At 66.1% G+C, this 22,950-nt stretch carries 22 protein-coding genes and 1 tRNA gene; 7 read left to right on the top strand and 16 right to left on the bottom strand.

All coding sequences use genetic code 11. The annotated features are described in order from the left end of the window. Nucleotides 1-5: 5 nt before the first annotated feature. The 4 genes from ACQY4Y_RS26165 to ACQY4Y_RS26150 form a co-directional block, all read right to left on the bottom strand. Nucleotides 6-1,211 carry an ABC transporter substrate-binding protein gene (locus ACQY4Y_RS26165; protein WP_428493485.1) on the bottom strand — a complete coding sequence of 402 codons (1,206 nt, stop codon included), beginning with the start codon at nt 1,209-1,211 and terminating at the stop codon, nt 6-8. Between the two features lie 262 nt (nt 1,212-1,473). Then, nucleotides 1,474-2,739, bottom strand: coding sequence for a Rieske 2Fe-2S domain-containing protein (locus ACQY4Y_RS26160; protein WP_428493484.1), 1,266 nt, complete (start codon nt 2,737-2,739; stop codon nt 1,474-1,476). 166 nt (nt 2,740-2,905) lie between these two features. Continuing rightward, nucleotides 2,906-4,384 (bottom strand): NAD-dependent succinate-semialdehyde dehydrogenase, encoded by a 1,479-nt coding sequence (locus tag ACQY4Y_RS26155; RefSeq protein ID WP_428493483.1) that lies wholly within the window; start codon nt 4,382-4,384, stop codon nt 2,906-2,908. Nucleotides 4,385-4,465: 81 nt separating this feature from the next. After that, nucleotides 4,466-5,782: an NAD(P)/FAD-dependent oxidoreductase gene (locus tag ACQY4Y_RS26150; RefSeq protein ID WP_428493482.1), complete on the bottom strand. Its 1,317-nt coding sequence runs from the start codon at nt 5,780-5,782 to the stop codon at nt 4,466-4,468. A 106-nt stretch (nt 5,783-5,888) separates the two neighbouring features. On the opposite strand from ACQY4Y_RS26150, the gene ACQY4Y_RS26145 reads away from it, so the two are divergent. Both ACQY4Y_RS26145 and ACQY4Y_RS26140 read left to right on the top strand, forming a co-directional pair. Next, nucleotides 5,889-6,347, top strand: a complete 459-nt coding sequence (locus tag ACQY4Y_RS26145) for a hypothetical protein (RefSeq protein ID WP_428493481.1) — start codon at nt 5,889-5,891, stop codon at nt 6,345-6,347. A gap of 15 nt (nt 6,348-6,362) precedes the next feature. Beyond that, entirely contained in the window at nt 6,363-7,091 is a 729-nt protein-coding gene (locus ACQY4Y_RS26140) for an SOS response-associated peptidase (protein WP_428493480.1), read from the top strand. A gap of 105 nt (nt 7,092-7,196) precedes the next feature. Here the strand turns inward: ACQY4Y_RS26140 and ACQY4Y_RS26135 are convergent, their stop codons facing one another. Beyond that, nucleotides 7,197-7,793: a YjbE family putative metal transport protein gene (locus tag ACQY4Y_RS26135; protein WP_428493479.1), complete on the bottom strand. Its 597-nt coding sequence runs from the start codon at nt 7,791-7,793 to the stop codon at nt 7,197-7,199. Nucleotides 7,794-7,866: 73 nt separating this feature from the next. Between ACQY4Y_RS26135 and purB the strand changes: the two genes are divergently transcribed. Genes purB through ACQY4Y_RS26120 form a run of 3 tightly spaced genes read left to right on the top strand, consistent with a single transcriptional unit; the run spans nt 7,867 to nt 10,402 of the window. Further along, entirely contained in the window at nt 7,867-9,198 is a 1,332-nt protein-coding gene (purB, locus tag ACQY4Y_RS26130) for an adenylosuccinate lyase (RefSeq protein WP_428493478.1), read from the top strand. Nucleotides 9,199-9,215: 17 nt separating this feature from the next. Continuing rightward, nucleotides 9,216-9,995 carry an SDR family oxidoreductase gene (locus ACQY4Y_RS26125; protein ID WP_428493477.1) on the top strand — a complete coding sequence of 260 codons (780 nt, stop codon included), beginning with the start codon at nt 9,216-9,218 and terminating at the stop codon, nt 9,993-9,995. Beyond that, complete coding sequence (locus ACQY4Y_RS26120; protein WP_428493476.1) at nt 9,992-10,402, top strand: dihydroneopterin aldolase; 411 nt, start codon at nt 9,992-9,994, stop codon at nt 10,400-10,402. The genes ACQY4Y_RS26125 and ACQY4Y_RS26120 overlap by 4 nt, the downstream gene beginning before the upstream one ends. 172 nt (nt 10,403-10,574) lie before the next feature. Here ACQY4Y_RS26120 and ACQY4Y_RS26115 read toward each other — a convergent pair whose 3' ends face one another. The 4 genes from ACQY4Y_RS26115 to ACQY4Y_RS26100 all read right to left on the bottom strand — a co-directional run bounded on the left by ACQY4Y_RS26115 (nt 10,575) and on the right by ACQY4Y_RS26100 (nt 14,342). Further along, nucleotides 10,575-11,417: an isocitrate lyase/PEP mutase family protein gene (locus ACQY4Y_RS26115; protein WP_428493475.1), complete on the bottom strand. Its 843-nt coding sequence runs from the start codon at nt 11,415-11,417 to the stop codon at nt 10,575-10,577. A gap of 105 nt (nt 11,418-11,522) precedes the next feature. Continuing rightward, nucleotides 11,523-12,110 carry a ribosome hibernation-promoting factor, HPF/YfiA family gene (gene hpf, locus ACQY4Y_RS26110; RefSeq protein ID WP_428493474.1) on the bottom strand — a complete coding sequence of 196 codons (588 nt, stop codon included), beginning with the start codon at nt 12,108-12,110 and terminating at the stop codon, nt 11,523-11,525. 389 nt (nt 12,111-12,499) lie between these two features. Next, the gene (locus ACQY4Y_RS26105; RefSeq protein ID WP_428493473.1) at nt 12,500-13,522 is read right to left on the bottom strand and encodes a c-type cytochrome; all 1,023 of its coding nucleotides are present in this window, start codon (nt 13,520-13,522) and stop codon (nt 12,500-12,502) included. A 64-nt stretch (nt 13,523-13,586) separates the two neighbouring features. Next, nucleotides 13,587-14,342 (bottom strand): c-type cytochrome, encoded by a 756-nt coding sequence (locus tag ACQY4Y_RS26100; protein WP_428493472.1) that lies wholly within the window; start codon nt 14,340-14,342, stop codon nt 13,587-13,589. 270 nt (nt 14,343-14,612) lie between these two features. Here ACQY4Y_RS26100 and ACQY4Y_RS26095 point away from each other — a divergent pair, with 270 nt between their 5' ends. Further along, on the top strand, nt 14,613-15,404 hold the full coding sequence (locus ACQY4Y_RS26095) for a transcriptional initiation protein Tat (protein ID WP_428493471.1): 792 nt from the start codon (nt 14,613-14,615) through the stop codon (nt 15,402-15,404). 142 nt (nt 15,405-15,546) lie between these two features. Next, nucleotides 15,547-16,518: a substrate-binding domain-containing protein gene (locus tag ACQY4Y_RS26090; protein WP_428493470.1), complete on the top strand. Its 972-nt coding sequence runs from the start codon at nt 15,547-15,549 to the stop codon at nt 16,516-16,518. Nucleotides 16,519-16,647: 129 nt separating this feature from the next. Here ACQY4Y_RS26090 and rpoN read toward each other — a convergent pair whose 3' ends face one another. The 7 genes from rpoN to ACQY4Y_RS26055 all read right to left on the bottom strand — a co-directional run bounded on the left by rpoN (nt 16,648) and on the right by ACQY4Y_RS26055 (nt 22,835). Further along, nucleotides 16,648-18,147, bottom strand: coding sequence for an RNA polymerase factor sigma-54 (gene rpoN, locus ACQY4Y_RS26085; protein ID WP_428493469.1), 1,500 nt, complete (start codon nt 18,145-18,147; stop codon nt 16,648-16,650). Nucleotides 18,148-18,255: 108 nt separating this feature from the next. Next, on the bottom strand, nt 18,256-19,038 hold the full coding sequence (gene lptB, locus ACQY4Y_RS26080; RefSeq protein ID WP_428493719.1) for an LPS export ABC transporter ATP-binding protein: 783 nt from the start codon (nt 19,036-19,038) through the stop codon (nt 18,256-18,258). A gap of 5 nt (nt 19,039-19,043) precedes the next feature. Then, nucleotides 19,044-20,069: an LptA/OstA family protein gene (locus tag ACQY4Y_RS26075; RefSeq protein WP_428493468.1), complete on the bottom strand. Its 1,026-nt coding sequence runs from the start codon at nt 20,067-20,069 to the stop codon at nt 19,044-19,046. Further along, complete coding sequence (gene lptC, locus ACQY4Y_RS26070; protein ID WP_428493467.1) at nt 20,066-20,779, bottom strand: LPS export ABC transporter periplasmic protein LptC; 714 nt, start codon at nt 20,777-20,779, stop codon at nt 20,066-20,068. The genes ACQY4Y_RS26075 and lptC overlap by 4 nt, the downstream gene beginning before the upstream one ends. A gap of 16 nt (nt 20,780-20,795) precedes the next feature. Next, complete coding sequence (locus tag ACQY4Y_RS26065) at nt 20,796-21,794, bottom strand: KpsF/GutQ family sugar-phosphate isomerase (RefSeq protein WP_428493466.1); 999 nt, start codon at nt 21,792-21,794, stop codon at nt 20,796-20,798. A gap of 292 nt (nt 21,795-22,086) precedes the next feature. Beyond that, nucleotides 22,087-22,740: a ribonuclease D gene (locus ACQY4Y_RS26060; RefSeq protein ID WP_428493465.1), complete on the bottom strand. Its 654-nt coding sequence runs from the start codon at nt 22,738-22,740 to the stop codon at nt 22,087-22,089. Nucleotides 22,741-22,748: 8 nt separating this feature from the next. Then, nucleotides 22,749-22,835, bottom strand: a tRNA-Leu gene (locus tag ACQY4Y_RS26055). Between the last annotated feature and the right edge of the window lie 115 nt (nt 22,836-22,950).

Raw genomic sequence — 22,950 nt, 5'->3', positions numbered from 1 at the left:
GCGCGTCAGGCGTTCGCACCCTGTAACACGTCGCCGAACAAGTTCCACGTCTTGCCTGTCCAGCGCATCAACTGCAACTGGCGGATCGGCCGGTAATTGGTCGGACTGGTGTTGATCTTGATGCCTGGCAGCAGCACCGGGTTTTCCAGGTCATGCAGGTTGGTCGCCTGTTTCATCAGGTTGGCGCGCGAGAAATCGCCGCCGCACTGCTTCAGCACCGTCAGCATGGTGTGCGTTAGACCAAAGCCGGCGACATTGCCGCCGTCCTTCAAATCGCCGTCCGGATAGTATTTCGCCATGAACGTCCGCCACGTCTTCATCCCGGCGTCGTCGCTCCAGCGCGGATCCGTCGGGTCCTTCAGATACGCCGAACTGATGATGCCAACGCCGTTTTCGGGACCCGCCGGAATCATCACCGCGCCGACCGACACGGAAACCCCGGTCAGCACATGCAGCGGCTTCCAGTTCATTGCCGCCACCTTGCGGATCGACTGCGCGGCGAACTTGGGCGACGCCACCGTCATCAGCACATCGACGCCGGCCGCCTGCAGGCTGACAAGCTGGCTGTCGATCGTTGCATCCGTGACTTCATAGGATACGCTGGTCACCTGATGATCGTAACGGTCTTTCAGGACGTCGCGAGTGCCGATCAGGTAGTCTTTCCCGAAATCGTCGTTCTGATAAAGGATCCCGATCTTGGCGTCTGGCTTATGCGCCAGGATATACTTCGCATAGACCTGTGACTCGGTCACATAGCTCGGCTGCCAGCCAATGGTCCAAGGGTGCAGTTTGTAATCGCCCCACTTGTCCGCCCCGGTGGACAGGAACAGGTCCGGCACCTTCTTTTGATTGACGTAGCGCACCGTCGCCGAGTTCGTCGGCGTGCCCAGCGGGGCAAACAGGGCAGCGACTTGATCCTCCTCGATCAGCCGGCGGGTTTGCTCGACCGTCTTCGGCGGGCTGTATCCGTCGTCGTACGAGATGAACTTCACCTTGTGCCCGGCAAAACCGCCATCGTCATTCGCCATTCGGAACATGGCCGCCATCGCTTTGCCGATCGTCCCATAGGCCGAAGCCGGGCCGCTATAGGGCATGGTGTTGCCGAGACGGATTTCGCTCGCGGTCACGCCGGGAGTTTCCGCGGCACGCACGATGGCGGGGGCGAGCCCCGCGGCGACAGCCGTGGTTAGCAGTGCGCGTCTTTGCAGCATGACCTGATCCTCCCTGTTGGCGACCCTTGTTACCGGGCTCGTAGGCCTAGCTTAGGGCCGCACCCGCGGTCGCGCCAGGGGGATCCGCCGGACGCGCAACTGCTGTACTCCGACTGATTATCGCGCCGGAATAAACCCGGCTTCGTTGGGTGGTCGGGGAAGGCAGCCGACGCCCGCGACAAGTGCGGCCGGGGCTACCGCCCGCTTACCCCACGCAAGCACCATCACCCACCGCCTGGCCCAACGTGCCTGGCAACGACCTCTACGCCAAGCCGCTCTTCACCGCCTCCGCGACCACGTTTCGTGCGACCTCGCGCAACAATTGCCGGTCCGCCGACTTCGTGCCGGCGGCCGCTATGCCGGGAATGACCCGGTCGTGGCTGTAAGTCGGCAGCGCCGCGCCGTTCTTCAGGATGGGGTAATCCAGGTCCTCGCCGGCGCCCACCGCACGGATCCCTCGCCGCAGCATGTTGCGCATCATGATCAGGCCGCGGTCGGTGGAGGCCAGATGCTCCAGCCCATGCCGAGCCATCCCGTCGTGAATGCTGACCTGGGCGTCCCAGTCGCCGGGAACGCGCTGCCGCTCCTCATACGGGCGGTTGCCGTCCTGGCCGAAAACCGTGCCGCGCTGCGGGTCCTTGCCGATCGGCGCGCGGTAATAGCCAATTTGCATCGTGTGCGTATCGTCGAGCGGCACCGCCCACGTGGTCGCCTGCGGCCGATTGAGCGTGTTGCGCAGCGCGACCGGATCCTGGTTGGGCGGGAACTGGTGAATGTTCGGCATGATGAAATCGGCGACGCGCACCCAGACCTTGTCCTCATACCGTCGGGTGTCGATGTAGACCATGCCGACCGGAGTCTCCATCCAGTCCCACTCGGCCAGCTCCTGAAAATCGTCGCTGAAACCCTCGCTGCCCGGCAGCGTGTGCAGGAACGCGACATGCGCCGGATCCATGCTGTTTTCTTTCACCTGCAACCAATTGCAGTCCCACAACGTCGGCGCGCGGGCAACCAGTTGGTAGCCGGGCAGGTCATAGGTATCGAAGATCGGAAAAGCCGGTTTCTTTTCCGGCGGTCCCATGTAGGCGAACACGAGGCCGGCGTGCTCGTGAACCGGATAGGCACCGTGGCACAGCCGGTCCTTCAGCGTGCTGTCGGCCGGCTCACCCGGCGTTTCCAGGATCCTGCCGTCAACGTCGAACAGCCAGCCGTGGTAGCAGCAGCGTATGCCCCGCTCGGCAACCAGTCCGAATTCAAGCGACGTGCCGCGATGCGGACAAAACGGCTCCACCAGGCCAACAGCACCGCTCTTGTCGCGGAAAGCCACCAGGTCCTCGCCCAGGATGCGCAACCGGCGGGGCAAATCGCCCAGCTCGCTGCCCAGGATCACCGGCTGCCAGAACCGCCGCAGGTATTCGCCGCACGGCGTGTCCGGCCCGATTCGGGTCATCTCCTGCTCGTCCGCCGGCATCCCGCGATGGTGGTAGGCACTGTACGCGCTGTTCAGAAACGGGGCTCGTTCAACCATGATCTGCCTTCTTTCGTAGCCGGTCGGGGCCGTAGGATGGGCGATCGGTTGACAGCGATAGTGGAAGGCGCCGGCGCCAAGCGTCAAGCGGTGGCTAAGCCCCCAAGCCAGGGCCGAGACCGACCCTGGCCGGGATCCACTTCGTCAGCTTGGTTCGATGGGGTGATCAGCTCCCGATCCCGCCGATCGCCAGATACTTGATCTCCAAGTAATCCTCGATCCCGTACTTCGACCCTTCGCGCCCCAGCCCGGACGACTTCATCCCGCCGAACGGCGCCTCGGCGGTCGAGATAATCCCCTCGTTGATCCCGATGATCCCGTATTCCAGCGCCTCGCCAACTCGGAAAACCCGCCCGACGTCGCGCGCATAGAAATACGCCGCCAGTCCAAATTCGGTATCGTTGGCCAACCGGATCGCTTCCTCTTCGGTTTTGAAGCGGAACAACGGTGCCACCGGCCCGAACGTTTCCTCGCGGAAGATCATCGCCTCATGCGGCACGTTCGCCAGCACCGTCGGCTCGTAGAAATTGCCGCCGAGCCGATGTTTCTTGCCGCCGGTCACCACCGACGCCCCCAGCGACAGCGCGTTGGCGACATGCTCCTCCACCTTCCTCACCGCGTCGGAGTTGATCAGCGGTCCCTGGCTGACACCGGACTCCATGCCGTTGCCAACCTTCATCGCCTCCACCGCGGTCTTCAGCTTGGCCGAGAACGCGTCATAAACGCCGTCCTGCACCAGGATGCGGTTGGCACAGACGCAGGTCTGACCCGTGTTACGGAACTTGCTGCCCATCGCACCTACCACGGCGGCATCCAGATCGGCATCGTCGAACACGATGAACGGAGCATTGCCGCCCAGTTCCATGCTGGTCTTCTTGATCGTCGGCGCGCACTGCGCCAGCAGCTTGGCGCCGACCTCGGTGGACCCGGTAAACGACAGCTTGCGCACCAGCGGATTCGACGTCAGCTCAGCCCCCATCGCCGACGATCCGCCGGTCAGCACGTTGCACACGCCCGCCGGCATGCCCGCACGCTCAGCCAGCACCGCCAACGCCAGCGCCGAGAACGGCGTTTGCGACGCCGGCCGGATCACCCCGGTGCAGCCCGCCGCCCAGCCCGGCCCGGCCTTGCGGGTGATCATCGCCGCCGGAAAATTCCACGGCGTGATCGCGGCAAAAACACCGATCGGCTCCTTCATCACGAGGATGCGACGGCCCTTGGCGTTCTGCGGGATGGTGTCGCCGTAGATCCGCTTGGCCTCGTCGGCGAACCAGTCGATGAAGCTGGCGGCGTAGACGATCTCGCCCTTGCTCTCGCCCAGCGGCTTGCCCTGTTCGGCGGTCATGATCATCGCCAGATCGTCAGCGTTCGCCAGCATCAGGTCGGACAGCTTGCGCAGGATCGCTCCGCGCTCTTTCGCCAGCATGGCGCGCCAACCGGGATAGGCCTTGTTCGCCGCCTCGATCGCGCGGCGGGTTTCGCTGGCCCCCATGTTGGGCACCTCGCCGACCGCTTCGCCGCTGGCGGGGTTTTTCACCACAATGGTCTGGCCACTGTCGGCCTCCACCCATTTGCCGTCCAGGTAGTTCGCTTGGCGAAACAGCGTCGGGTCCTTCAACGGCAGCGGCGAGACTGGGTTCAACATGTTCGGGTCCTCCTCTGGCTTTGCCCGCAACATAAGCATTGTCGCGCGCGCTGTTCAGGGGTGGGACGAGCCCAGCCCAGGCTACGCCGCCGCCCGCGCCTCGCCCCCGAAGCGTTCAAAGCGGAAAGCGGTCGGGTCAACCACCGGCGTCGCACCCATCACCAGTTCCGACATCAGCCGCCCGGCGCCGGGCCCGATGCCGAAGCCGTGCCCGGAAAAGCCGCTCATCAGGTAGAACCCCGGCACCGCACGCACCGGCCCGATCACCGGCACGGCATCCGGAGTGGTATCGATCAGGCCGCCCCAGCTTGCCGCGATCCGTGCTTGCGCGAAGGCCGGAAAGGCGCGGATCAGGTTGGCTTTGCTCTCCTCCACGATCGCCGGGTTGGGGGCCGGGTCCAGCACCCGCATCGCCTCGAACGGACTGGCCTGGTCCAGTGCCCAGCGGCGCGGAATGCGCCTTTCCTCCTGGAAGCGCCCAAACAGACGGATACGGTATTCACGTCTGGAGCCGAGCAAGGTCGGCAGAAACCGCGGCAGCAGCCGGAAACTGTCGGGCACCAGGTGAGCCTCATTGGCGTTGCGCCGAGCCACCGTGTAGCCGCCGTCCCGGCGTTTGCGAAACGCGAAGTCCGGGCCGGCCACGGCCATCTCCGGCGGCCCATCCAATGGCTGCGTCCGCATCACCGACCCGAGCACTTTCAACTGCGGAAAATCCACCCCCATGTTGCCGCAGAACAGCCGCGACCATGCCCCGCCCGCCAGCACCGCCGCATCGCACCCGATGGCGCCGCGTTCGGTGACGATGCCGCTGATCCGTCCGGCCTTGGTCTCGATGCCACGCGCCGCGCGCTGGGTGAGGATCGTCGCCCCCAGCCGCCGAGCCGCCTGCGCCATCAGCGGCACCGCGCGTTGCGGCTCCGCTCGGCCATCGTTCGGAGTATACAGCGCGCCGGCCCAGCGCCGGCTCGATCCGGGCAGCGTGGCATCGACCTCATCGGCCGAAAGGATGCGGCTTTGCACCTGCCACTGCCGCGCCTGGTCCAGCCAGGCCTCATAGCCGGCAACCTCGGCTTTTGTATCGCAAAGGTAGCACGCCCCGGCGCGCTGGAAGCCGACCTCGTCGCCCACGAGGCGGTCCATGCGGTCCCACAGCCGCAGGCTTTCCAGCGCCAGCGGCACCTCGGCCTGGGCGCGCCCCTGGGTCCGGCAGAACCCCCAGTTGCGGGAGGATTGTTCGCCGGCCAGCCGGCCCTTTTCCAGCAGCACCGCCGATACGCCTTGTTCCGCCAGCGCCAGTAGCGTGCTGACGCCGGCGATGCCGCCGCCGATGATCACCACGTCGGCGCGCGGCGGAAGCGTGGTATCGGTTTCCACGTCGATCAGTTCCGGCACCATGCAAGATATCCCCGTCCCAAGCCTGCGATCGCCAAGCCTGCCATCCGTTGCGGTCGCGCCAACGGGCAATCACTATGCCGGTGAACATGGAACGGGGGAAATATCCATGCTTCGGTCAGCTTTCCACCGCGCCCGAAACTTGCGCCCCGCCCGAAGCTTGTTAGCGGCTCGCTCCTTCCGTGGCGCTTGGGCCTGCGTCTGGCTCTGCGGCATCGTGCTGGCAACCGCGACCAACGAGTTCGCCCAGGGCGGTGGCGCATTATCCAGCGGTTCGCCGGCGCTGCAAGCGATCCGCGCCCGCGGCGCGTTGCTGTGCGGCACCGGCCGGGAAATCCCCGGGTTCTCGATGATCGACAGCGGCGGCGTCAGGCGCGGGATCGATGCCGATTACTGCCGAGCGGTCGCGGCGGCCACCCTGGATGACGCCTGGGCCGCTCGGATCGTCCGCCAGGTCGGCAATGACGGTGAGCTGTGGAAGCACGACATCACCCCGCTGGGTCTGGACCGCGGCCGCAACGCGGCGTGGACCAAAGGCGGCCTGCAATTCGCCCCGCAGTTTCGGTAGTCTGTTACCCAACCCATGCCCGCGCCTCCAGCGCCGGATCGGGAGGCAATCATGTGCGGCCGGTTCACTCAGCATTACACCTGGCAGCAGGTTCACGCCTTCCTCAGCCTGCTCGGACCAGCGCGCAACCTGCGCCCCCGCTACAATATCGCACCAACCACGCCGGTCGACGTGGTGCGCCAGGATCGGGACGGAAAGCGCGAATTGGTCTCGATGCGCTGGGGCCTGATACCGTTCTTCTGGACGAAGCCGTTGAAGGACCTCCCCGCCACCTTCAACGCGCGCGCCGAAAGCGCGCATCAGCGGCCGATGTTTCGCTACGCCTTCAAGCAGCGTCGATGCATCATTCCCGCTAGCGGCTTCTACGAATGGACAGGCGACAAAGCCGACCGGCAGCCGCACCTGTTCAGCGCCGCCGATGGCTCGCCCCTGCTTGCCTTCGCCGGCCTGTGGGAGCGCTGGCGCCAGCCGGACACGTCCGAGGAAATCCTCTCCTGCACCATCATCGTCTCCGGCGCCAGCGAATGGATGGAGCCGTATCACGACCGGATGCCCGTCCTGCTCAAGCAATCGGATTTCGACGCCTGGCTGAACGGCACGCTCGGACCCGAGGCCCTGCAGCCGGCGGTCGAAGCAGCCTTGCGCCAATGGCCGGTCTCAAAGCGGCTCAACAGCACCCGAGCCGATGCCAACGGCGTCACCAACGCCGACGACGATCCCACCATCATCGAGCGTGCCGCATGATCGGGACATCGTGGCCCGCCGAATCCGTTCCGCGCATGCCTCGGGCGCCGCGGTCGGAAGGCCCCATCCATATGCCATCCGCTCCGGTTGCGCCGCGATCCTTCGTCAGATCGCCCCCGCGACCTCGTGGCCACCGTGCCAGATCATCGTCAGCGCGACATACAGCACAATCAGCAGGCCGATCCAGGCGACCCAACGATGCCGCTGCAGCAGGCGGGCAACCAGCCCGGCCGCCAACCCCATCATCCCAACCGAGATCAGCAGTCCGACGACCAGCACCCACAACCGACCATGCGCCGCTCCAGCCACGCCGAGCACGTTGTCCAGGCTCATCGAAATGTCGGCGAGAACGATTTGCGCCATTGCCTGACGCAAGGTTTTGCTGTCATCGACGTCGCCGGCAACGCGGTGCGGCCGATGCAACTCGCGAAACATCTTCCAGCATACCCAAAGCAGCAGCACGCCGCCTGCGAGCAACAACCCGATCAGCGCCAGCAGCCGCAGCGCCACCGCCCCCAGCGCGATCCGGATCACCGTCGCGGCGCCGATCCCCAGCAGGATCGCCGGCCGCCGCTGCCGCGCAGGCAACCCCGCCGCCGCCATGCCGACGACGACCGCGTTGTCCCCGGCCAGCGCCACGTCGATCATCACCACCTGACCCAGCGCAATCGCCTGAGCCACCAGATCCTGCGTCCAATCCATGCTTGCCTTCCGCTGAACCGGGGTTTAGCTCGTCCATTCATCCAGATCGACAGGGCGGATCGACAGGGCAGCGATGGTTCCGCGATATTCAAGACCCGAAATGGCCGCGATCTGGGCGCCGGAGAACCGCTACCGCATCTGGTTCGAGATCGAGGCGCTCGCCGCCGAAGGCATGGCCCGCATCGGTGCCATTCCGCACAACGCCGCCCGCGCCATCCGCGACAAGGGCGGCCCGAAGCTCGCCGCAATCAACGCCGCCGATATCGAGCGGATCGACGCGATCGAACGCGAAACCCGCCATGACGTCATCGCCTTCCTGACCTGGCTGGCCGAGGCGGTCGGCCCCGAATCGCGCTACGTCCACCAGGGCATGACCAGCTCCGACGTGCTCGACACCACGCTGTCGGTGCAATTGACCCAGGCGGCCGACATCCTGCTGGCCGACATCGACGCCGTGCTGGCCGCGCTGAAAACCCGCGCGTTGGAGCACAAATACACCCAAACCATCGGCCGCAGCCACGGCATCCACGCCGAACCGACCACCTTCGGCCTGAAACTGGCCGGCCACTACGCCGAGTTTGCCCGCAACCGCGACCGCCTGGTCGCGGCGCGCAAGGAAGTCGCTGTCGCTGCCATCAGCGGCGCCGTCGGCACTTTCGCCCACCTCGACCCCAGCGTCGAGGAATACGTGGCGGTTCAGCTGGGCCTGAGCCCCGAACCGGTCTCCACCCAGGTGATCCCGCGCGATCGCCATGCCGCCTTCTTCTGCACCCTGGGCCTGGTCGCCAGCGCCATCGAGCGGCTCGCCACCGAAGTGCGCCACCTGCAACGCTCCGAGGTGCGAGAGGCCGAGGAGTACTTCCATCCCGGCCAAAAGGGTTCCTCGGCGATGCCGCACAAGCGCAATCCGGTGCTCAGCGAGAACCTGTGCGGCCTGGCCCGTTTGGTTCGCTCGGCCGTAGTACCGGCGCTGGAGAACGTGACGCTCTGGCACGAGCGCGACATCAGCCACTCCTCGGTGGAACGCGCGATCGGCCCGGATGCCACGGTGACGCTGGACTTCGCTCTGATCCGGCTGGCCGGGATGATGGAAAAGCTGCTGGTCTATCCGCAACGCATGCTCGCCAACCTGGAAAGCCTGGGCGGCGTGGTGCATTCCGGCGAGGTGCTGCTGGCGCTGACCCGGGCCGGCATCCTGCGCGAAGACGCCTACCGGATCGTGCAAGGCTGCGCGATGGCGACCTGGACCAAATTGGGAACGCCGGAAGGCCAGTCGTTCCGCACCAATCTTGCCGCCGATCCCGACGTGGCGCGAATGGTCAGGCCGGCCGACCTGGACGCCGCGATGGACCCGGCACTTCATTTTGCATCGGTCGATCGGATTTTCGACCGGGTTTTTGGCTAACCTCTTCGCTCAGTCGCATGACCGAGATATCCGCCAGGATTCCGAAAACCGCCCTCGTCACCGGAGGCGCTCAGCGGCTGGGACGAGCCATCGTGCTCGAACTCGCGCGACGCGGCTTCGACGTCGCCATCCACTACAACAGCAGCCGGCAAAAGGCGGACGAGACCCAAAATGAAGTGCGCGCCCTCAGGCGGCGAGCCGTCATCCTGCAGGCTGACCTGGCCCGCGAGCCGCAATCCCAACAACTGATGTCGCGCGCCGCCGAACAGCTTGGGCCGATCGGCGTGCTGATCAACAACGCCAGCCGCTTCGATCGCGACGAATGGAACGACGCGTCCCGAGGCTCCTGGGACGCCCACATGGAGGCCAACCTCCGCACCCCGTTCGTGCTGACCCAGGCGTTCGCACGCGCCCTGCCGCCTGAGTCCGAGGGCGTCATCGTCAACATGATCGATCAGCGCGTCTGGTCCCTGACGCCGCATTTCGTCTCCTACACGGTATCCAAGGCCGGTTTGTGGGCGCTGACCCAGACCATGGCGCTGGCGCTGGCGCCGCGCATCCGGGTCAACGCGATCGGGCCCGGCCCGGCGCTTCCCAGCCCCAGGCAAACCGACGCCCAGTTTGCCGATCAAGCCGGATCGGTGCCACTGGGCCATGGCACTAATCCCGCCGAGGTCGCCCGCGCGGTCATCGCGATCCTCGGCCTTCCGGCGATGACCGGCCAGATGATCGCCCTCGATGGCGGCCAGCATTTGCAATGGGCGGCAGTGCCCAACGCGACCGGTCCGCAGGAGTGAAACCGCCCGGTACCAACCTGTCAGGTTCGGGCCTGCGCCATGTTTTCGTGCGCGACATGGTGGTTTTCGCCAGCGTCGGCATCTACCCGCACGAGCACCAGGACCGCCAGCGGGTTCGTATCAACGTCGATCTCGCGGTCATCGACGACACCGCCCTGGCTGGGCAGATGGTCGGTGCCGACGAACTTGCCCGGGTGGTGAACTACGAGAAGATCGTCACCTCGGTGCGGGCGATCGCCGGGTCTGGCCATATCCGCCTGGTCGAAACCATGGCCGAACGCATCGCCGAAGCCTGCCTCACCGATGCCCGCGTCAGGATCGCCCGCATCCGGGTCGAAAAGCTCGATATCTTCGCCGATGCGGCATCCGCTGGCGTCGAGGTCGAACGGCAGCGGCCGGATGCGTAGAGTGCGATCGCTTTCGGTGGCATCACCAAAAGCGTAAATCGCTCTCTCGAACAATGAATTGTAGAGCAATATCGGTGCAACCCTGAACCAATATTGCTCTATCGCATGATCGCGGCTTGGGTAGACCGTTCAGGCGCGACAAACCAACAAGTTGCGCCGCAGCCGACGCGTCTCACTCACCACGCGCGAGCCGCTCATCCAGTGCCAGATACTCCGCCGACCGGATTGCCGCCGCCAACTCCGGCACGCTGGCCATCGCCGCCCGCGAGCCGCCTTGCAGCCCGGCCAACGCGGCCCGCACCGCCATCACAGTCGCGGCCAGGATCTCCTGCGGATAGATCACCATCTTGATGCCGATCGCCGCCAGCACATCGTCCGCCGGCTTGAAATGCTTGCCGGCGGGGTTGGTCACCGCGATCGCCGGCCGGCCCTGGCAGGCCTCGACCGAGGCCCGCATCTCGGCCTCCGACATCGGCGAGTCCAGGAACAAGATGTCCGCCCCCTCGGCCACGAAGTCCTGCAACCGAAGCAGCGCCTCGTCGAACCCGCGCGACCCCCGGGCGTCGGTCCTGGCCAGCAGCAGCACGCCGGCCTCCCGCGCCGTGGCCACCGCAATGCGGCAGCGCAACCGAGCCTCGGCCCGGTCAACCACCAGCTTGGCGCCGTTGTTGCCGAGTTGCCGAGGCCATTGCTTGTCCTCGATCAGCACCGCCGCCGCGCCAACCTGGGCGTAACCCAGGACCGTCTTGCGAACCGCGATCGCGTTGCCGTAGCCGGTGTCGCCGTCGGCCAGCCACAACAGCTTCGGCGCTGCGGTGATCATCGCCTCGACCGCGTCGCGCATCTCGGGGAAGCTCAGCAGATCCATGTCCGGCATCGCCAGCCGCGTCGCGTGGATCGACGACCCGGAGGCAAAGGCGATTTTAAACCCGGCCTGTTCGATCAATCGGGCACCCAGGCCGTCGCCGCAGCCCGGCACGACCTGCAACTCCGATTTGTTCAACAGAGTCTTCATGGCTTCCGCCTGTGGACGCATCGTGGGGTCCTTATCAGTAAAGCAATGGGCAAAGCCTGGGGTCGCCCTGCCGGTGACGAACGCCGGGTGCCGCGCCGACGCGCTTCAGGCCCCGGGGTCGATCCAGCCGATGTGGCCGTCGTCACGCCGATAGACCACGTTCAGCACGCCCGACGCGCTGTTGCGAAACATCATCACCATCTGGTCCGCGAGATCCATCCGCATCACCGCCTCGCCAACCGAGAGGCTGGCGATCTCGGTCTGGGTCTCGGCCACGACTGTGGCATAGGCTTCATCCAGGGTGCGGCCATCCGTCGCGCCGTGGTCGGCGCCATTGGGCGCCTCCTGCAGGATATATTGCCGCGCCGCCTCCGGATGGTCGCGCTGGGCAAGGTCACGGTGATGGTCGTTGACCCGCCGGCGATAGCGCCGCAGCCGCTTGGCGATGTGCTCCGCCGCGTCGTCGAACGCGGTGTTGGCGTCCGCCGCTTCGCCCTCGCCGCGCAACTGCAGCCCTCGGCCCGCATGCACGTTGATATCGCAGGTGAAGAAACTTCGCGCCCGACTGAAGGTGACGTTCGCTTCCAGTGCATGGTCGAAATATTTGCTCGCGATCGTGTCCATCTGGGTGGACACCCTGATCCGCAACGCATCCGACAAATCGACTTGTTTGCCGGAGACAGTGATCTGCATCATTCTCTCCCGACCGGTTCGAGGCCGACCGGGACGTTTGACCGGCGTCCCGGCGGCCAGCGGCATTTGGGCACGGTGCGGCCGGTGGTGTCCACCAGGGATAATCGTTTCGTAGAAACTCCTCTCCCGGGCCTTCCCAGGCCCACCGGAAAGCCTGACGAGCGATCCAGGATTTTTCCCGGCTATTGTCGGGCAGGGGCCGAATAAACCGCTGATTAACGAGCCTCCGCCCCGACACCGCCGCGCCGCCGCCCCATTCTCATCCGATGAGCGGTAATGGATCCGGGCCCCAACTCACCCTGCGGCGAACGCAAGGCAGCGTCACGCCCAGAGCATGATCGCGGCTCGCGGAAGCCCCTGGGACGCGGCACCCGCACCCGCTTGGCGCCTCAAGGTCCGGTTCCCACGCCGACGAGGCGGCCACCGACGGTCCGCCCATACATCGACGACGCGGAATTATGGAACCGTGCGCGGGTCTCCTGCACCGAACCGATGAATCTGGGATCTTGCGGGCGCTCCTGACTGTCGATGAACATGGCCGCGTCCCACGCATCCTGGTCGCTGAGCTTGCCGCCCAGACCCAGCGGCATGTTGGCCTTGATGAACCCAGCGGCGTTGGTGACCGAAGCCATGCCGGCGCCCCAATTATACGATTGCGCGCCCCAAAGCGCCGGAAACACCGTTTGTCCCGCCGCCGCCTGGCCCGCGCCATCAGCGCCGTGACACAGCGCGCATTGCTGCTGATAGACCCGGCTGCCGCTGGTATAATCAGGCGAAGAGACGGGCTTCGGAACCTTCGGATAGCCGCGTCCCTGCAAGGTTTCGCCGACCGGAGCGCCACGAGCCAGCCACGCCGAGTAGCTTTCGAGCGCGACCAGGACCTTGTCACCCAACGGAGGTGCCTTGCCGTTCATGCTGTAGCGAAAACATCCCTGTATGCGTTCGGCGAACGTGTTCACATGACCGTTCTTCGCCCGATACGCGGGAAAAGCCACCCATGCCGCCCAGAGCGGTGAAGCGTCGGCCAACCGTCCGGCATCGATGTGGCAGTTGCTGCAGGCCAAACGATTGCCGACGAATTGCGGCGCCGCCTGCGCCGGATGGCGGAAGATCTCTTCGCCAAGGCTGATCATCTGGCCAAGCTGCGTCCGCGGAATTGAATCCTCCGGCGGCGGCCGGAACGCTAAGGACCGCGCCGGGCCGCCCGGTTGATCCGCGGGGGCGGTATTCACCGAACCGGCCGCTGGTTCTCCAGCCACCGGCGCCCGGGCGGCCTTGGCAACCCGCGCCGCCGTCGGCGCGGCCGCTATCGGCTCGCCTGGTTCGCTCCCCAGCACCGGCGGCGATCGGCATTGCAACAGGCCGAGCGCGGACGCCACGGCTATTGCCGACAGTCGCAGCCGATGGCTCATGACCCGGCACCCCCCGCCACCCGGCACCACTCGTGACCGGGCACCCCTCGTGACCCGGCACCCCTCATGGCGTTGTACCCCTGACGACGCCGCTCTTGATCGCACCGGCCTTTATGCCACCAGTCTGGGGCGCCACACCGATGGACGCAAAATACGCAGCCACCGCGGTAATATCGTCGTTCGACAACCGCCCCGCCACCGCCGCCATCAGGCCAAGCGGCCCGGGCGGCCGAGCCGCGATTTTCCAAGCCCGTAGCTGTGCCTCGATGTAGTGCGCCGGCAGCCCGGCGAGCGGCGGAAATACGGCGCCGACGCCCATCCCTTCGGGCCCGTGGCATTGCTCGCAACCCGGCAATTTCTCCGACCAGCGGCCCCGCAGCGCCAGCTTGGCTCCAAGGTTGCCTCCCGCCGTGCCCGGCACCCCCGCTTCAGGCGGCGGCAAGCGGCTGAAATGGGCCGCGACGGCGGCCCGCTCGGCGACCGGCAGCGCCTGCGCGATCGGCAACATGATCGCGTTCTCGCGTTGCTTGTCGGCGAAAGCATCAAGCTGCTCGACGATATACGATGCTCCGAGACCAGCCAGCCGAGGGGCGCCGATTGCCGCGTTGCCTTCGCCCCGGACACCATGGCAGGTCGTGCAGGGCGCGGCACCTGGAGCGTTGCCCTTTTGCGCGATCGTCGCGCCCACGTCCGGCGTGCCAGTGGACGGCGTGCCAGTGGACCGCGTGCCAGTGGACCGCGTGCCAGTGGACAGCGTGGCAGCAGTCTGCGCACGTGCCTCGATCGCCATCAGGCCCACAAGGCCGATGACTGCCAGCAAGCAACTCGCGCCCCGCCGCCGCGCCAAGGCCGGGCGCGCATGCCTCCCCCTCATTCACAGTCCTCCCTCGCTACGATAGCGCGAAGTCGTCGGCCCGTCATCTGTGACGACGCTTTTCCTCGGGACGAGATCGCAACATCTGGCGCGTTGGCTCGATTCAATGAGCAACGCACCTTGGACGATCCGCGCGCCACACTCTAAATGAACGAAGGCTATCCGGAGCTGCCGCCATCGGGCCGCGAACGCGATAGCCCGTTGGGAGTAGAGACCATGCCAATCGTATCCGACCGCCGCGCCGCGCTGAAGGGTCTGGGGATCGCCGCCGGCGTCGCGGCCCTGCGAAGCCAGCCGACCCTGGCCGCCGAGCAGGCCGCGTCCTTGGTACCGCTCGGGTCCAGCGCCTTGACCGAACTGGTCCGCAAGGTCGCCGGGGCGCCCCGGCGGCGCGACTTCAAGACGGTGCCGATGATCCTCAACGCGCCGGACCAATGGGATCACGAAGCCCTGTCCGAGATCCTCGCCTACCAGCCGAAGACCAAGCAGGCGTGGGACTGCACCGACATCAAGGGCCCCTGGCTCAACCTGATCCGCAATGCGCTGAACGCGCAGGTCTGGTCGTTCCGTCATCCGGACTTCCTGGCGGTGACCACGGTGCACGGCACCGCCCAGGTCGCGCTCTACGAACAGCCGATGTGGGACAAGTACCAACTCGCCAAGCTTGCCGGAGGCGGGTTCAAGACCAACACCCTCATGCTGCCGAAAGCCGCCGGTTCAGCCGATCCGTCATCCTACGAGAACGCCGCCGGCGCGTTCTCGCCGGAAGATAACGACATCCCGGCGCTGCAGCGCCGCGGCGTCATGTTCCTCTCGTGCCACAATGCCATCTGGGAACAGGCCGGCCGTCTGATCGCCACCGGCGCCAACCCTGATAAGCTGTCGCACGAAGCGCTGGCGGCCGAACTGACCAACCATCTGATACCCGGCGTCGTGCTGACCCCAGGGGCGGTCGGTACTTTGCCGGAACTGCAACAGGCCGGCTTCCACTATGCCTATGCGGCGTAGTATCCAATCGCCGGGTATCATCCGACGCGCGGCGTTAATGGTTCGGCGCGGGAATCGGAGACGCAAACAAAAGGCGACATATCGCGCCGCCGTGATGCGTGATACGAGGCCCATAAAGCTGGCGTTTGTGGCCGTCCTCGCCATGGCACTGGCCGCGCCCGCGGATGCACAAACCCCGGATCACGGCTGGCAGGGCCGCGCCGAGGCGCCCCGCTATAAGGGTTCGGTGTTCCCACCCTGGCAGCACGGCGCCAACAACGACGCCGTGAACCGCGGCTTCGACATCACCGTCCCCGAGGCCGACAGTCTCGCCGACTTCCACGGCGACCTCACCGACCCCAAGCTCGTGCTCTACGTCGGCGGCAACTATTTCTTCGCGATGGCTCCGCTGGTTGCCGCGTTCGAGGCGATGCACACTGAATACAAGGGCCATGTGTTCTGGGAGACCTTGCCGCCGGGCTTCCTCCTCAAGCAGATGGAGGCCGGCGGCACTGTCACCTCGGGCAACATGACGTGGACGGTAAAACCGGACGCCTACTTCGCCGGGCTGGTCAAGGTGCGCCAAATGATCGACCAGGGCGTGCTCGCCGGTCCGGCCGTCCCTTACGCGACCAACACGCTCGCCATTATGGTGGCGAAGGGCAACCCGGCCCACGTCACCGGCCTGGCCGATCTTGGCAAGCCCACGATCCGGCTGTCGATGCCGAACCCCGCCTTCGAGGGCATTGCCCGCCAGATCAAGGCCTCGCTGGCAAAAGCCGGAGGGCAGGCACTGGCCGATGCGGTTTACCGCACCAAGGTCGCCGACGGCAGCACCATCCTCACCCACATCCATCACCGCCAGACGCCGCTATTTCTCATGCAGGGTGTGGCGGACGCCGGAGTCACCTGGCAATCCGAGGTGGTGTTCCAGCAACAGGCGGGCCATCCGATCGCCCAGGTGAGCATCCCCTCGGCCCAGAACACCACCGCGGTCTATGCCGGCGCCGAAGTGAAGGGCGCGGCGCATCCCGGGGCGGCGCAAACCTGGCTCGCCTTCATCCGCTCGCCCACCGCCCTGGCGATCTTCGAACGTTACGGGTTCAAGCCTTATACCGGCGGCCCGAAGGGCTGACGGTATGCGCGCGGGGTTGGTGGGGCGGCCGCGCGCAGAGTCAACAAGATACCAGCCGGCATTCCGGACCCGTAAGGGTCAGGAATTATGCCGGCTGGTATCGCCCCGCCGCGGTAGGCCGGTGGCTGACTACGCCGGAACCGCTTTCTCCCGCCGCCGCTGCACCGAGTTCGGAATACGCAGCGCCTCGCGGTATTTCGCCACCGTCCGGCGCGCGATTTCGACGCCTTCGTCGCGCAACACCGTCACGATCGCATCGTCCGACAGAATATCGGCCGCCGGTTCCCCCGCGATCAAACCGCGAATGCGGTGGCGCACCGCCTCGGCGCTGTGTGAATCGCCGCCATTGGTGCCGTGGATCGCCGTGGTGAAGAAATACTTCAGCTCGAACGTGCCGCGCGGCGTGGCGATGTATTTGTTCGCCGTCACCCGGCTGACGGTGCTTTCGTGCAGTTCCACCGCCTCGGCGATGTCGCGCAGGATCAGCGGCCGCAGGAACGCCACGCCGAGGCGCAGAAACCCGTCCTGCTGGCGAATGATCTCCGCCGCCACCTTCAGGATGGTCTGCGCGCGCTGCTGCAACGACCGCACCAGCCAGTTGGCATTCGCCAGTCGCTCGGTCAGGAACACCCGCTCGTCCTTTTTCGCCCGCGGCGCGACCTTGGCATAGAATCGCTCGTTCACCAGCACCCGCGGCATGGTTTCCGGGTTCAGTTCAATGATCCAACTGTCGTCGGGCAGGTGGCGCATCAGCAGGTCGGGCACCACCAGTTGCGGCGGCGTCGTGTCCCAGGTCGCCGCCGGCTTCGGATCCAGCGCCTTGATCTCGCGGACCATATCCGCCAAATCCTCGGCATCGACGCCGCATAGCGTCATCAGGCGCTGGTTCTCCCGCCTGGCCAGCAGATCGAGGTTGTCCAGCAGTGCTTGCATCGCCGGGTCGAGCCGATTGCGCTCGGCCAACTGCGCTGCCAGGCACTCCCGCAGGTCGCGCGCGAACAGCCCCACCGGATCGAACCGCATCATCCGCGCCCGGACCTGCTCCACCCGGTCCAGTGGCAGCCCCATCGCCCGCGCGATCGCTACCGGGTCCGCGGTCAGGCGACCGGCAGGGCAGAGCAGGGCGATCAGATGCGCTCCGATCATCCGTTCCACCGGATCGGCGAAATTCAGCCGCAGTTGCTCGCCCAGGTGATCGCGCAGCGAACGATCGTCGCCGGCAAAGTCGTCGATGCCGCGATCGTCCTGCTCGAAACCATGGCTGCCGCCGCCGCCCTCCATGCGGCCCACCAGCGGCGCACCATCACCCGCCCCGCCGGGATCGAACACCTCGGCATGTTCGGCATCCAGCGGTGCGCCGCCCGCCGGTAAGGTGTCCGACCGGGCGGCGTCGGCGGCATCCACCTCCACCGGGGCGCGTAGCTCAATCTGGTCGAGTGCCGCCCGCTCCCCGACCGGCGGGTCTGCGGCGCTGTCACGCTCCAGCAGCGGATTGCGCTCCAGTTCCTCCTCGACGAAGGAATTCACCTCGATATTGGAGAATTGCAGCAGTTTGATCGCCTGACGCAACTGCGGCGTCATGACCAGGGTCTGGCTTTGGCGCAGGTCGAGACGGGGGGCGATCGCCATGATCGCCGATTATCTAGCCATTCCGCCCGGGGTCAAATGGTTTCCGCAAATTCTATGCAAAAAGCGTGCAACCGTATGCGCGCCTTCATGCCAAATCGGTCAAAATCCTTACAAGCTAAACTTTTCCCCCAAATAGACCCGTCTCACATCTTGGTGAGCCACCACTTCGCTGGGCTTGCCCTCCATCAGCACCTGTCCATCGTGCATGATGTAGGCGCGGTCGATGATATCCAGCGTCTCACGCACGTTGTGGTCGGTGATCAGCACGCCGATCCCGCGGTCCTTCAGGTGCTTGACCAGGTCGCGGATTTCGCCGACCGCGATCGGGTCGATGCCGGCCAGCGGTTCGTCGAGCAGGATGTATGACGGCTGCGTCGCCAGGGCACGGGCGATCTCGACCCGTCGGCGCTCGCCACCGGACAGCGCCAAAGCCGGCGTGCGGCGCAAATGGCTGATGCCGAATTCGGCTAGCAACTCGTCCAGCATCATGTCGCGGGTGGCGGCGTCGGGCTCGATAACCTCCAGCGCCGCCATGACGTTCTGCTCGACGTTCAGGCCGCGGAACACGCTTGCCTCCTGCGGCAGATAGCCAATCCCCAGACGGGCGCGGCGATACATCGGCAGCCGGGTGATATCGGCACTGTCCAGGCTGATCGTCCCGGTGTCTGGCCTGACCAGACCGACGATCATGTAGAAGGTGGTGGTCTTGCCGGCGCCGTTCGGCCCCAACAGTCCAACCGCCTCGCCGCGGCGCAAGGTCACCGTGACGTTGCGCACCACCGGGCGGCCCTTATAGGTCTTGCCCACCGCGCGCGCGGTCAGCCCGCCGTCCCCGGTCACCACCTTCAGGCCGCGAGCCGAAACCTCGCGAAGCGGCCGCGTGCGGTCCATCACGTTCATGGTTTCCGCCGCTCCGCCGGCGGCTGGTTCGGTGCCTTGCCGCCGGCTGAAGCCGCTGGATTATTGGCCAGGGACTTGTTGCTGTCGTCGTTCGGCACCACAAGACCATGCACGCGGCCGCTCTTCTGCGACACCAGCGTCGCTATCCCGGTCTTCATGTTGACGTCCGCCTCCGCACCGTTCAACTGGCTCTGCCCGCGGGTGATGCGCACATTGCCAGCCAGCCTCGCCATGCCGGTGTCGGGCACATAGACGCCGCGGTCGCCGGTCACGGTATCGGTCGGCGTACGGATCGATACGTGGCCGAAGGCCTCCACCCGCTGCAGTTTGCCGGACGCCGCCAGCGGATCATTGGCCGCGACCCTGGTCGCCGTGGCGCCCGCCCCGGGCCTTGCCGCCACCCCGGGCCTTGCCGCCGCCCCGCCGGCCGGAGCCGGATTGTCGGTGGTGTAGGCCACCAGCGTATCGGCGGCCACCCGCTTGGCGTCACTTGTCACCACGACCGCATCACCCCTCGCCACCGCCATGTGCCGCTGTGGCCAATACTCCAGGTCGTCACGCGCCGTAATGACGTTGTTCGGAGTGGTCAGCTTGAGGTCGTGCCCGGTCATCACCAGGACCGACTGATCAAGGTCGTAGACCGCCTTGTCGCCTTGCCCCTGGTCGGTGGCGGTGAAGATGTGGACATGGCCCTCGGCCTGCAGGCGATAGATCTCGTTGCCCTCGGTCGACGGGTCGCCGGTCAACCCCGACGCCGGAGCGGTCTGCGCCGCCGGCGTCGCACCCTTTTTCCGATACCACGCTGTCAGCGTGTCGGCACTCACCGTCACCCCGCCGCGCACCGCGCGGGCATCGCCGCGGGCGATCACTTCCTGGTCGTTCTGTCGCCACTCCAGCCCACCGGCGGCGGTGATATCGATCGGACCGCCATGCGTCAGGTCAAGCTGCTGCGCCGCGGCGGGCAGCATTGACGCCAGCCCGTTCAGGCAGATCAGCGCGGCGGCGGCCGTAACCAGTTTCAATTGCCGGAACCGTTCAGCACAAGGTGGGCGGGACCCGGGAAATCGATCGCCGCGCCCTTGTCCATCAAGGTAAACCCCTGCGCGTCCAGAACCCCGAACGGACCTTCGGCATGCACCGGCTGCGACCCCGCCGCGGCGCCGGCCTTCATGTCGATCGACGCACTTTCGGTGTGCATGGTGGTGCCGTCATCGCGATACAGCGTCACATCCTTGCTCAGGTCGAGCTGATCCAGATGCTGCATATAGATACCTCGTTTCGAGTTCAACATCAACCAGGTTCCGTTCTGCAGCGTGATGTCTCCCTTCGGCATCGTCAGGCCAACCCGATCGGGATCGATCTGGCGGGCGATATCGGCGGTGATGGTGTATGGCCGGCCTTTTTCGTCCACCCCGTTATAGCGGGCACCCAGCAATCGGCCGCCGTCGACCTCGCCGGAGATATGGTTCATCGACAAACGCGCCCGCGTGGTCGCATCGCGGATTTCGGGATACAGCGCGATCGATGCCAGCAGCGCCATAGCCGCGATCGGCAGCACCCACTTGGTCAACGTGATCAGAAACCGCCGCCGGGCAATCCGGCGCGGCGCCGGCGGCACGCGATCCCGCGGCCCCGAACCGCCCAACAGATAGCCCCCGGTCCGCCCCGCGGCGGCCCCGTCGATAGGTCCCCGGATATTTCCGCCGGTCGAAGGCAGTGGCCGCCCGCTCATGATGATGTCACCATGCTCATACCAGCCCCGCGCGCAGCAGGTCGTGCACGTGCAGGATGCCCAACGGCCGCCCCCCAGCGTCCACCACGAACAGCGTGGTGACCGGCCGTTCATGAGCATTCATCGCGTGCAACGCCTCGACCGCCAGGGCATCCGGCCCGATCGTTCGCGGCGCCAGAGTCATGACATCGCCTGCGGCCCGCGCCAGCAGGTCCGGCCCCATGGACCGCCGCAGGTCGCCGTCGGTGATGATGCCGCGCAACACCCCATCCGAGCCGACGATGCCCAGGCAACCAAAGCGTTTCTCGGTCATCCGCACCAGCGCGGTCGCCATCGTCGTCTCCGGCGACGCCAGCGGCAACGCCTCGCCGGCATGCATCACATCGCGCACCCGGCGCAGCCTGGCCCCCAGCCGGCCGCCGGGATGGAACTGGCGAAAATCCGCCGCGGTAAATCCACGCCGTGTCAACAACGCAACGGCGATCGCATCCCCTAGCGCTACCTGCATGGTCGTGGAGGTGGTGGGGGCAAGGCCCATTGGACAGGCCTCGGCGGCTCTCGGCAGGATTAAAGCCACGTCAGCCGACCGCGCCAGCGCCGAATCCGGCTGCGCGGTGATCGCCACCAAAGGCAGGGCGAACCGGCGGCTGTGAGCCACCAGGTCGGCCAGTTCGGCGGTCTCGCCGGAGTTCGACAGCGCCAGCAACGCATCGCCCGCGACGATCATGCCCAGGTCACCGTGCGAGGCCTCGGCCGGATGCACGAACAGGGCAGGGGTGCCGGTCGAGGCCAGGGTCGCCGCGATTTTGCGCCCGACATGGCCGGATTTGCCCATGCCGGAAACCACCACCCGTCCGCTGGCCGAGGCCAGCCGCTCGATCGCCCGGCTGAACCCTTCCCCCAGGCCGGCCGCGAGCGACAACAGCCCGGCCGCTTCGGTGTTCAGCACCTCGCGCGCAACCTCCAGGTCAGGGCTGAGGCGTTCCGGCTGAATGATGGAATGGTCCAGGATCAAGTCGTCTTCCGTGTGCTTCGCGACATTTCTATGGGCCGGCGCGGCGCGTCGGGTCAACCGCGCGGTCTTATCAAAGCGTTACGTCCAAAAATTGTTCACGCCCGAAAAGGTCGACCGGCACAATCGTCCACCTGGTTCGTGGCAACAATCCGGCATCGTCCCTGACGGCCTCGGTTGCGCTGCCGGTCGGTCCGAACCAGCCAGGGTTTTCCGCCCGCCACGATCAGCCGCCGCTCATCCCAGCGCCGATCGCGCCTACTAGTATAACGCCGCTGTCAGCATAACGTCGCGGTCAGTGCGCGAACAAATCCGGTTCCTCATAGCCCAGCAGGTCCAGCCGGGCTCGGGTCGGCAGGAAACCGAAGCAAGCCTCCGCCAGGGCCAGCCGATCCTCGCGGATCAGGATCAGCTCCAGCTTCGCCCAAAGCGCGTGCAGATGCAGCACGTCGGACGCGGCGTAGCCAAGCTGGTCAGAGCTGAGCTCCATCGCACCCCAATCGGACGACTGCTGCTGCTTCGAAAGCTCGATGCCCAGCAATTCCTTGCACAAATCCTTCAACCCATGGCGGTCGGTGAAGGTGCGGATAAGCTTCGAGGCGATCTTGGTGCATTTCACCGGGCTGACCGCGATCCCCAGGAAGTGCTGCAGCACGGCCACGTCGAAGCGAGCGAAGTGCATTAGCTTGGTGACTGCCTGATCGCTCATCAACCGCTTCAGGTTCGGGCAGTCGAAGCCGCGACCGCCGCGTTCGGCGGGGATCAGTTGCACCATGTGCGCATGACCGTCGCCGCCCGACATCTGCACCAGACATAGCCGGTCCCGATGCGGGTTCAGCCCCATGGTCTCGGTGTCGACCGCCACCACCGGGCCGAGCGTCAGGCCTTCCGGCAGATCGTCGCGATATAGATGAAGCGTGCCGTTCGGCATGAACTGGGTGATGCTCATGAGTAGGTTGGTGCCCAGGAGAAGACTCGAACTTCCACGACCTTGCGGCCACAGGTACCTGAAACCTGCGCGTCTACCAATTCCGCCACCAGGGCAACCGCCGGCCCGCGTCGGACGCGCACGGCGATAGGGCGCGCGATGTAACCCCCGGACGGGGCGGCGTCAACCAGTTCCGCGCGCCAATAGTCTATCCGCTCTCGGCTTGGGCGA

This window comes from Rhodopila sp., from assembly GCF_965277165.1.
GTDB lineage: Bacteria > Pseudomonadota > Alphaproteobacteria > Acetobacterales > Acetobacteraceae > Rhodopila.
Note: the sequence above shows the minus strand (reverse complement) of the source record. Positions and strands in the feature narration are given on the sequence as shown.